The following is a 10438-nucleotide window of genomic DNA, read 5'->3' on the forward strand; positions in this document are numbered from 1 at the left end:
GTCGGCCAGCGCCGAGGAGATGACCGCGGGCATGGACAACGTCGCTCATTCCAGCGCGGAGATAGCCGAGCAGATCGGCCATATGAACAGCTCCATGGACGAGCAGGGCCGCATGACCGAGAGCATGGCGGCGACCGCGGCCGACCTGGTGAGGCTGTCCGAGGAGATGGAGAGGTCCGTGGCGAGGTTCAGGGTCGCGACGGGAGAGACGGGACTGGTGCCGAAGAAGTAGCGGCGACCGGGAACGCGATTCGCTAATGGAGAAGCAGGGCGCCTGGCGGCTCCCTGCTTTTTACTGTCTCTGTCATTCCGAGCGCTGGGGAAGGCGGCCAGAAGCATGCCGCCCAAGCGATCGACACGAACGGAAAAATCGTCCGTTCGGTCGCCTGCTTGTGTCATTCCGAGCGAACGCGAGGAATCCGGGTTTAACGACTGCGCCGGGGCGAGTGAACTACTCCTTCCCGGCGCAGTCGGCGCAGAGGCCGTACAGGGTCAGCTGCCTCTTGAAGACGACGCAGCCGGGGAGGGATTCCGGCACTCCCTCGCACTCGGCGCCCAGAGGGCTTTCGCTCGGGTCCACGTCGACCAGGGCCTTGCACTTGACGCAGAAGAAGTGGTGGTGCGGCTCTGCTGCGGTGTCGTAACGCACGCCGCCGTCGCCGAAGTGCTCGACCTCCGACACAACGCCCAGGTTGATCATCTCGCGTATCGTATTGTACACGGTGGTCCTGGAGACCTCCGGCATGGTCTCCAGGACCTTCCTGTAGACCTCCTCCACGGTCGGATGGGTCCTGTCGTGGATTAGAATGTCTATGATAAGTCGCCGCTGCGGAGTGAGCTTCAGACCTTTGGCCCTGAGCATTCCGGAGATCTGTTCGACAGAGCGCACGGCGGGTCACTTCCTTTCTCGTCTTATCTTGTAACAATTCTAAACAAAGATCTATTTTAAGTCAATAAAAAAGACCCCTTCGCGGGGTCTTTTTTCTCGGCCCTTGGCGAGCCTTCTCCAGGGCTACCTGTCGTAGATCTTGAACAGCGCCTGGGTGCCGAAGTCCTCTCCGCCCTCCCCGGCAAGCCTGGTGTAGAGCTCGAAGGCCTTTTCAAGCCCCGGGGCCTCCAGCCCCATCCGCTCGGACTCCTCGATGGCTATCCTCATGTCCTTTATGAAGTGCTTGACGAAGAAGCCGGGGGCGAAGTCGCCCGCGAGCATACGGGGCGCGAGGTTCGACAGGGACCAGCTTCCCGCCGCGCCTCCCGTGATGGCCGCCAGCACTCGCTCCGGGTCGAGTCCTGATTTCTTGGCGTATGCGACCGCCTCGCAGACTCCCATCATGTTCGACGCTATTGCTACCTGGTTGGCCATCTTGGTGTGCTGACCGCTGCCCGGACCGCCCATGAGCAGGATGCTCTTGCCCATCAGCTCGAAGAGGGGCATGACGTCCTCGAATGCCCCCTCGTCCCCGCCCGACATTATGGAGAGGGTCGCTTCCCTCGCGCCCTTGTCTCCGCCGGAGACGGGAGCATCCAGGGAGAGCAGACCCCTCCGCGACGCCTCTTCGGCTATGCGCCGCGCGAGGGCGGGACTGGAGGTCGTCATGTCGACCAGTATCGTCCCGGGTCGCGCTGCCTCGACTATCCCTCTCTCGCCGAGGTAGACATCCTCGACGTCTTTGGGAAAGCCCACCATGGTTATGACGACGTCGCTCTTCTCCGCGAGGGAGGATGGATCATCCTTCCACACGGCTCCCTGCGTCAGCAGATCCAAGGCTTTTTTCTTGGTACGGCTGTAGACCAGCAGATCGTATCCGCCCTTCAGTATGTGCCCTGCCATGCTGCGCCCCATGACTCCCAGGCCTATGAAGCCCACAACGGAGTTGCCCTTTACAAGTTTCATATCCTCACCCCCGGGGATTATTCGACGATTTCGAGCGTCGTTTCGTTCGTTCACAGAGAGGCTCTTCTCGGGTACAATGATACGGGTACAATAGTATCAGAGGTTTGCAGTACGGATTCAACCCTGGAACGCCCTGTATTCTAACCCTGTTTCAGAATAATGAAAAGGAGGCAGTTAGCATGAAGACGATTGAGAGGATTGAAGGGCTGCTCGGTGAAGAGGCGGAGAGCCTCCTGGGACACAAGTGCGCCACGGTCGACAAGTCGCTGCTGACTCTGCCCGGGCCGGATTTCGTGGACAGGGTGACGGCCCTGTCGGATCGCTCCGTCCCCGTGATGAGGTCGATGCAGGCGCTGTTCGACGCCGGGCGTCTCTCCGGCACCGGCTACCTGTCCATCCTGCCGGTGGACCAGGGGATCGAGCACTCCGCGGGCGCGAGCTTCGCACCGAACCCGATCTACTTCGACCCGGAGAACATCGTCAAGCTGGCGGTGGAGGCGGGATGCAACGCGGTGGCCAGCACCCTGGGAGTGCTGTCGTCCGTGGCCAGGAAGTACGCGCACAAGATCCCGTTCGTGCTGAAGATCAACCACAACGAGCTGCTGACCTACCCGAATACGCACGACCAGATACTGTTCGCATCGGTGGAGCAGGCGCGGGACATGGGCGCGGTGGCGGTGGGAGCGACGATCTACTACGGCAGCGCGGAGTCGTCCCGCCAGATCCAGGAGATAAGCGCGGCGTTCGAGATGGCCCACTGCCTGGGGATGGCGACAATCCTGTGGTGCTACCTGCGCAACAGCAACTTCAAGACGGCCGACAAGGACTACCACGTGTCGGCCGACCTCACGGGCCAGGCCAACCACCTGGGGGTCACCATAGGCGCGGACATAATCAAGCAGAAGCTGCCGGAGAACAACGGCGGCTACACGGCGCTGAAGTTCGGAAAGACGCACAAGAACGTCTACGAGGAGCTGACGACAGACCACCCGATAGACCTGACCCGCTACCAGGTCGCCAACTGCTACATGGGCAGGGCGGGGCTGATCAACTCGGGCGGCGCCTCAGGAGGAGAGAGCGACCTGGCCGAGGCCGTGAAGACGGCCGTCATCAACAAGAGGGCCGGCGGCATGGGGCTGATCCTTGGTCGCAAGGCATTCCAGCGTCCGATGAAGGACGGCGTCGAGATAATCAACGCGGTCCAGGACGTCTACCTGGAGGAGCAGGTTACCATAGCCTGATCCGGGGCGATTTTCCGGGGAGGGCCGGGCGGCTAGTCGGGTCGCCTGGCCTTCCCCCTTCTCTCCGTCGGGTCGAGCCGCAGGATGGCCACGGAGCCCAGCTCCTCCTCGCTGAACTCGTGGGAGAAGGACTCGCCCGCGAGTTTCTTCATGAGAGCGGTCAGGGCCTCGGCCTTCTCCGCGACGTCCTCGACGAAGCTCACCAGGCCGGAGACCACGACGCTCCTGTACGTAAGCCCCCACCCGCACGCGACGGGCGCCGGTATGAGCTCCACGTCGATCTCAGCCTGGAAGCAGGCCCTTGGGTTCTGCCTGAGCGCCTCGGTCTTGTGTCCCTCGGCGGCACAGTGAAAGTAGAGCGACTCTCCGACCGAGACGAAGTTCATCGGGACGACGTAAGGCTCGCCTCCGTAACACACGGCGAGATGCCCGTAAACGGCCCGGCCTAGAATGTCGTCTATCTCGGACTGATCCGTTATCTCCCTGTCGACTCTGCGCATTGGACGATTCATCTCTGCAACCTCCTCCCGCCGGCTCGAGCCGGGGTTTTCTTTTTCCCTTTTATGATATTATAAACGAGTTCTCTCGCTTTAGCGGTTATTGTGCTTTTTCTTCGGCGAATCGGAGGTTGATGAATATGTTGCTCGAGTTCGAACAGTGGAAGGACAACAAACAGGTCCGCGAGGCGACGGAGAGCTTCTCCGCCACGGCGGAGCGCTATCTTGCGGTGCGGGACTCCTCGGAGACCAACGACAGGATTGCCGCCCGGAGGTTCTGGAAGGATCTATCGGCTCAGTACTGGACCGTGGTCCTGGCCCTGGTCGACGCGAAGACCGCCCCCCTTCCCGACGAACTCGTCTTCGACGAGCAGGAGCGGCTCTTTCTCGACTTCGGGGTGGTGGACCAGAGGCTCACCCCCTTCCATACCGATCTGCCATCTGCGCTCAACTCAAGGGCGCCGGCGGGGCTTTTCCAGTACTATTCATTCTCCGACCACATAGCCGAGTGCTACAGCATGGTGATGAGCAAGCCGGTCACAGCGCCCAGGAGCGGCTACTCTATAGAAGCGAAGCTGTCGGTGATGAGAAAGCAGCTCGACGAGCTGAAGGTGAGGACAATGGACGTCCTTCCCGATCTACTGGGGATGGGAGGGGTCTACCCCTCGGAGGCAGAGGACATACTGGACGATTTCTTTCGCTGCATCAGGGCCTATACGGAGGTGCAGATGCGCACCCGGAAGTTCCGCGAGGCCGACGAGAAGGAGCGGCAGGCCATGTCGGTCGACAATCGCGCCTTCACCGAGGCGGAGAAGCGGATCAAGGGCGCCTTGAAGTTGAAGTCCGAGGAGGAAGAGGAGGAGATTCCAGACGGGGACCTGGACGAGTACAACCTTCAACCCCCCGCTCCCAAACTGACCGAGGAGGACATAAAGACCGCCGAGTTGCTGATCTCCTACAACAAGTCTCTCTCGCGAAACATAATCTACGTCGAGCAGGAGCTGATCAAGTGGGACCGGCGAGTTAAGAAAAAAGCGAAGGACCTGGAGATGGAGGCACCGCCCTTCCGCCGCAGAGAGCTTCGGAACATGCTGGAGACCAAGAAGGAGTACATCACCCTCACAGCCAAGTCAGCGAGGTTGGACGACTCTCAGCTCTGCCAGAGCGACAAACCCCCCTTCTCCATAGACAAGGCCGCCGGGCTGCTGGAGGAGATGGTCGCGCTCGACCCGGACATGCTGGTGGTGGCAAGGGTGAGGATGTACGGCATCCCGCGGGTCATCATGGTCCCGGGGCAGGGATTCGGCACGTACGACTGGAACGACCACACTCTGCTGCTCCCGGTATTTCCGACTTACAGCGCCGAGAAGGCAGCATTATACGCCCTCGGAACCTTCCGCTGGGACAGCGACGAGGACAGGGTGCTGAAGAACAGCTACGATCTGATAAAGGAGAACCGCAACAAGTCCATCCTGGAGTTGAACTCCTCGTTCTGCAAGGACTACTTTCTGTGGATGACGAAGGAGAAGAAGGGATACCGCATACTGCCGCGCGCCACGCACAGGGTCTTCGTGCAGATGTTCGCGCCGCAGAAGAGAGAGTGATTCGGGGAGGGGGCGCAGAACGATCGGGCGTATGGTCTTAACCGCGCTCGCCGTCATGTCCGCGGGCACCCGGTTACCACTTTCCGCCGCACGATACCAGCAGCGCGGCAATCGAGGTCGTGGCGGCAGGAAGCAGGTGAGAGCCCGTTCCCGCCATCTCCGCCACGAGAATGACCGCTGTCGCGGGAGTTCTCATAACCGACGAGATGAGTCCCGCCATCCCGGCCATCAGAAAGCCGACCTGCGATAACTGCGCCAATCCTGCCCGGGAGGCAACGGCCGCGTAGAGGGCGCCGAGGGCCGCGCCTACCGCCAAGGTCGGGTAGAACAGCCCCCCCGCAGCGCCGGAGCAGGTGCACATCACGGTAAACGCCAGTTTCACCACGAAGAGAAACAAAAGGACCTTGAGTCCGTACCCGCCGGATGCAATCGACTCTATCATCCCGTGCCCGCCCGTGAGCACCTGCGGCAGCAGCCGTGCCAGTACAAGTGCCGCCAAAGCGGGGGGAATCACTCGCCACGCCGGGGGCACCCTCTCGAAGGACGAATCCGCGACGGCGGACATCCGCCTGAACAGCACGCCCGCCGCGCCGCACAGGATCCCCAGGACCAGGTAGTGAGGCAGAAGTCCTGCGCTCGGCGCCGGGATCCCGCCGAAGGAGAAGAGGGGACCGGAGGCGAAGATTCCTCCGGCCAGGCGACCGGCGACCCAGGACGCGGAGAGAGCCGACAGCGCCGCAGGCACGGAGCGAGGGGCCACCGCCTCCATGACGAAGACCGCCCCGGCCAGCGGAGCGTTGAAGGTGGCCGACAGACCCGCCGCAGCCCCTCCCGCGAGCAGCAGCCGCCTTTCCTCGTCGCCTGCCCCGAGCAGGCCACCGACTCCCTTGCCCGCCGCAGCCCCCATCTGCACCGAGGGGCCTCCGCGGCCGAGCGACAGCCCGAGCGCGATGCCCAGCCCCCCCGCGGCGAACTTTGCGGCCAGCACCCGCCACCAGTTCATGGCAGGCCCTCCCGCGAACTCGTCCTTCACCCGAGGCACCCCGCCCCTGCGTGCCATGGGCGCCCGTTCCATGAGCAGGCCGATGACGACAGCGCCGGCAATCCAGAGGGGCAGCAGCGCAAGAGACGAGAGGGCCCCTCTCCCGGTAAGGGCGTGCATTGAGAAGGACTCGGCCTCCGAAAGCATCATCCTGTAGCAGGCGGACACGAGCCCTCCCGCGAGCCCGGCGACCAGGCCAAGAAAGACAGGCAGGGGCGAGAAGCCCCTCACCTCCCGCATGATCTAGCCATCCTGCTCCAGCAGTTCCGCCACCGCCGTCAAATGCTCCCTTATCGGCAGGTTCTGCGGGCACTTATCCTCGCACTCGCCGCACTTCACGCATACACTCGCCCTCGCCTCACGCTTGACGAACACGGGATATGTCGCCCTGGCCATCTCAAGGTCGTCGAACATAAAGGCCATGTTGTAGCGGTTGAAGCACTCGGGGATGTTCACCCCCGCAGGGCAGGGCATGCAGTACTGACAGGCGGTGCAGCCGACCTTCATTCTGGTCCGGTACTCGGCCGCCACCCTGTCGATCATGTCGAGCTCTTCGGCCGTCAGGGAGTTCGGCTCGCCGAGCTCCGCGGTAGCCAAATTGTCCTCGAGGTCGCTCTCAGCCGTCATTCCGCTCAGCACCACCCCGACCTCCGGACGGTTCCAGACCCAGCGAAGAGCCCATCCCGCGGGAGACAGCTTCCTGGGCGACTCCTCCCAGATTCTCATCATGGCGTCCGGTACGTTGCGGGCTAGGTTGCCGCCCCTCAGAGGCTCCATGATGACCATGCCCAGACCTCGCTCTGCCGCGTACTCGAGCCCCTCCGTCCCGGCCTGGTAGTGGGTGTCCAGGAAATTGTACTGGATCTGGCAGAAGTCCCACTGCCGGTCGTCCACTATCTCCTTGAACAGGGGAAGCCCGTCGTGGAAGGAGAAGCCGGTCCGCCTGATCCTTCCGTCGGCGAGCGCCCTGTCGAGGAAGGCTGCGTAGTCGTTGTTCTTCATGTTCGCCCACCGATCGGCGTTGAGGCTGTGCACCAGGTAGTAGTCGATATGATCCGTTCGCAGTCTCTTGAGCTGCTCGTCCAGGAAAGAGTCCATGTCCGACGGCTTCTCCACCAGCCACGAGGGGAGCTTGGTGGCGAGAAGCACCCTGTCGCGCCAGCCGCCCTCAAGGGCGCGGCCGACGACCGGCTCGCTCTCGCCGCCATGGTAGCCCCAGGCTGTGTCGACGTAGTTGACACCTCTCTCTATGGCCGAGCGGAGCATCGCGGTCGCCCTGGGCTCGTCGATACCCCCCTCGTCGTCAAGAGGAAAGCGCATGCATCCGAAGCCGAGAATCGAAACCTCGTCCCCCGTGCGGGGCATTTTACGGTACAGCATGAGTAAACGACCTCCTTTCAACAAAAAAACGACCCTGTACGATGTATTATCGCACAAGGCCGAAAAACCTGGAGGCCCCTCCTACGATTCAGTCATCCCGAGCGCTGGGGAAGGCGGCCAGAAACATGCCGCCAAGCGATCAACACGAACGGAAAAATCGCCCGTTCGGTCGTCTGCTTAGATCCCTCCGCCCGTTGGGCGTTCGGGATGACAAGCCATCGTCATCCCGAGCGAACGCGAGGGATCTCGCCCTTTTCCTTAGAAATCCAGCCGGGAGAGTATCTCGTCCAGCTCTCGTTCAGTCGACGTCAGCGCCGGCAGCAGGCGGATTTCGCCTCCCGCGCGGTTCACAAGAAGGCCCCTTTTGAAGGCGCGGCTCGCAACCTCGTCCGGGCGGTCCGTCCCTATCCCCGCCATCAGGCCGAGGCCGCGCACCTCTTTCGCCCAGGAGAGCCGCTCCAGCCCCTTGCGCAGCCTCTCGCCCTTGCGCTCGACTTCCTCCAGCAGTTTTGGAGTTACGTGCGCGAGTACGGCGCGACCGGCTGCAAGCGACACCGGGTTCGGCGCGAAGGTGGAGCCGTGGTCCCCCGCCCCGAAGGGGGAGAGTCCGCAGAATAGCGCCGCGCCGAGGGGCAGTCCGCCCCCTATTCCCTTGCCCATGGTGATTATGTCCGGCGCAAGGCCCCAGTGCTCGTAGGAGAAGTATCTTCCCGTGCGACCCAGTCCCGTCTGTATCTCGTCCGCGACTATCAGCACGCCCCTCTCCCGCCGAAGCTTCGCGGCCGTCGAGGCCAGCCCCGCCGGTATCGGGTGGACGCCGCTGTTCCCCTGCACGCACTCGAGGAAGACGGCTGCTATCTCCTCCCTGCGGGCGAAGTCGAGCAGGGCGTCGCCGTCGAGCGGGAGGAAGACACATCCGGGCAGCAGCGGCCCGAACGGCTCGCGCATGGCCGGGCTCCAGGTGATGGAGAGGGCCCCGGTCGTGCGCCCGTGGAAGTTGCCCTGAAACGACACGAGAGCTCCCCCGCGAAGCTTCCTGACGGCCTTGATCGCAGCCTCGGTCGCCTCCGCGCCGGAGTTGGCGAAGATGACCTCGCCCTCTCGACCCGTCATGGCCAGCAGGGCGTCGGCCAGCTTCGGCGCGTCCGGGTCGAGGAAGTAGTTCGAGATGTGGGCGTACCGTTCGGCCTTGGCGGTTATGGCACGGACCACGTCCGGGTGACTGTGCCCCAGGGGGAGAGCGCCTAGGCCTGAGAAGGCGTCCAGGAAGACTCCCCTGTCGGTGAGTATCTGTATCCCCGCGGCTCGCTCGACGACGAGGTCGAAAGGCGAGTAGACCGGCGACAGCATCGATCTACTCCGCGGGGCAGAACTCGTCGACCAGGGCCCGAAGCGCCTCGTCGCCGTTCACGCTCGACACGAGGGCGGAGATCTTGATCTCGGACGTGGTGGTGCCGAGCATCTCTATGCCCCTTCCCGCCAGCGCACGGAAGAAACGGGCCGCGACTCCGGGAGCGGACTTCATCCCGACTCCGACCGCCGACACCTTGACTACGTCTCGATCCTCCATGACACTCCACCCCTTCCACGGCGCGAGAGCGGTTCGCACCGCCTCCATTACCGTTTTGCCCTTGGCGTCGACCACGGTGAATGTCAGGTGAGTGTAGCCGTTCTCGTTCACGGTCGAGATCATGTCCACGTTCACCCCTCGATCGGCCAGGCCGCCGAACAGGGCGCTCACCGCCTCCATTGACGAAGGCATCCTGGCTATGCTCACCCTGGACTGGTTTTCATCGCCGGTGATGGCGGTCACCACCGGCTGTTCCAGCCATTCGGGAAGGCTGTTCACCACGCGTGTCCCCCTTTCATCCGAGAAGGTCGACGCGCAGTACAGGTCGACCGAGTATTTCTTCGCGATCTCCACAGCGCGGGAGTGCAGCACCTTCGCGCCCAGCGACGACAGCTCGAGCATCTCGTCGTAGGTGATGTACTCAAGCTTTCTGGCCGGGAACCTGTTCGGGTCGCAGGTGTAGACCCCCGGCACGTCGCTTAGTATCTCGCACGGACAGCCGCACTTCGCGGCTATCGCCACCGCCGACGTATCCGACCCGCCACGACCCAGGGTGGTTACGTCGCCGTCCGGGGTTATCCCCTGGAAGCCGGTGACCACCAGGACCCTGTGCGACTCCAGCCTGCGCTTCAGCCTGTCCAGGTTGAGATCCATTATGCGAGCGTTGCTGAAGTCGCCCGTCGTCGTCATCTCAAGCTGAAAAGCGTTGCACGACAGCGCCGGCACGCCCAGGTCGCCCAGCGCCATCGCCAGCAGCGCCGACGAGGTCTGCTCGCCAGTGGCCAGCAGCATGTCCAGCTCGCGCGGCGACGGGTTCGAGGAGACCTCCTGCGCGAGGGAGATGAGCATGTTGGTCGTCTTGCCCATCGCGGACACCACGACCACGAGGCTCTCCCCCTCGTCCACCCGCCTCTTTATCCCCGCCGCCACCTGCTTGATCTTATCCGGCGTGGCCACCGAAGACCCGCCGTACTTCCGAACTATCAACCGAGCCTCCCCTTTCCGGCCGCTACTTCAACTGCCGCAGGTCCTGGACTATGGCGGTCTTCGACTCGGTCTTGCCGTCGACCTCCTTGACCACCCTGGCGGGCGAGCCGGCAACCACCGTGCGAGGCGGGACGTTCACCGTCACCACCGAACCCGCCGCTACCACCGCGCCCCTGCCTATGCGCACTCCCTCCAGCACCACGGCGTTGGCGCCAACCACAAC

The 10438-nt window shown here is 63.2% G+C and carries 11 protein-coding genes; 3 read left to right on the forward strand and 8 right to left on the reverse strand.

From position 1 onward, the window contains the following. A partial coding sequence (locus GX181_09820; GenBank protein NLM72236.1) for a methyl-accepting chemotaxis protein occupies nucleotides 1-232 on the forward strand: 232 nt, incomplete at its 5' end. Between the two features lie 219 nt (nucleotides 233-451). Here GX181_09820 and GX181_09825 read toward each other — a convergent pair. Further along, entirely contained in the window at nucleotides 452-889 is a 438-nt protein-coding gene (locus GX181_09825) for a transcriptional repressor (GenBank protein ID NLM72237.1), read from the reverse strand. Nucleotides 890-1012: 123 nt separating this feature from the next. Next, nucleotides 1013-1894, reverse strand: a complete 882-nt coding sequence (locus GX181_09830) for an NAD(P)-dependent oxidoreductase (GenBank protein NLM72238.1) — start codon at nucleotides 1892-1894, stop codon at nucleotides 1013-1015. A 179-nt stretch (nucleotides 1895-2073) separates the two neighbouring features. Between GX181_09830 and GX181_09835 the strand changes: the two genes are divergently transcribed. After that, nucleotides 2074-3135, forward strand: a complete 1062-nt coding sequence (locus GX181_09835) for a class I fructose-bisphosphate aldolase (GenBank protein NLM72239.1) — start codon at nucleotides 2074-2076, stop codon at nucleotides 3133-3135. A gap of 32 nt (nucleotides 3136-3167) precedes the next feature. On the opposite strand, the gene GX181_09840 is transcribed toward GX181_09835, so the two are convergent. Then, the gene (locus GX181_09840) at nucleotides 3168-3647 is read right to left on the reverse strand and encodes a pyridoxamine 5'-phosphate oxidase family protein (protein NLM72240.1); all 480 of its coding nucleotides are present in this window, start codon (nucleotides 3645-3647) and stop codon (nucleotides 3168-3170) included. A gap of 125 nt (nucleotides 3648-3772) precedes the next feature. Between GX181_09840 and GX181_09845 the strand changes: the two genes are divergently transcribed. Continuing rightward, nucleotides 3773-5236, forward strand: coding sequence for a hypothetical protein (locus tag GX181_09845; protein ID NLM72241.1), 1464 nt, complete (start codon nucleotides 3773-3775; stop codon nucleotides 5234-5236). 73 nt (nucleotides 5237-5309) lie between these two features. Here GX181_09845 and GX181_09850 read toward each other — a convergent pair whose 3' ends face one another. From GX181_09850 to GX181_09870, 5 genes are all read right to left on the reverse strand, one after another. Continuing rightward, nucleotides 5310-6518 carry a hypothetical protein gene (locus GX181_09850; protein ID NLM72242.1) on the reverse strand — a complete coding sequence of 403 codons (1209 nt, stop codon included), beginning with the start codon at nucleotides 6516-6518 and terminating at the stop codon, nucleotides 5310-5312. A gap of 3 nt (nucleotides 6519-6521) precedes the next feature. Beyond that, nucleotides 6522-7658: an aldo/keto reductase gene (locus GX181_09855; GenBank protein NLM72243.1), complete on the reverse strand. Its 1137-nt coding sequence runs from the start codon at nucleotides 7656-7658 to the stop codon at nucleotides 6522-6524. Between the two features lie 258 nt (nucleotides 7659-7916). Beyond that, the gene (locus GX181_09860) at nucleotides 7917-9008 is read right to left on the reverse strand and encodes an aminotransferase class III-fold pyridoxal phosphate-dependent enzyme (GenBank protein ID NLM72244.1); all 1092 of its coding nucleotides are present in this window, start codon (nucleotides 9006-9008) and stop codon (nucleotides 7917-7919) included. A 4-nt stretch (nucleotides 9009-9012) separates the two neighbouring features. After that, nucleotides 9013-10215: an aspartate kinase gene (locus tag GX181_09865; protein ID NLM72245.1), complete on the reverse strand. Its 1203-nt coding sequence runs from the start codon at nucleotides 10213-10215 to the stop codon at nucleotides 9013-9015. A 22-nt stretch (nucleotides 10216-10237) separates the two neighbouring features. Continuing rightward, nucleotides 10238-10438: 2,3,4,5-tetrahydropyridine-2,6-dicarboxylate N-acetyltransferase (locus tag GX181_09870; protein ID NLM72246.1), on the reverse strand; the 201-nt coding region annotated here is incomplete at its 5' end.

It is taken from the genome of Synergistaceae bacterium (assembly GCA_012521675.1).
Classification (GTDB): Bacteria; Synergistota; Synergistia; order Synergistales; family Aminobacteriaceae; genus JAAYLU01.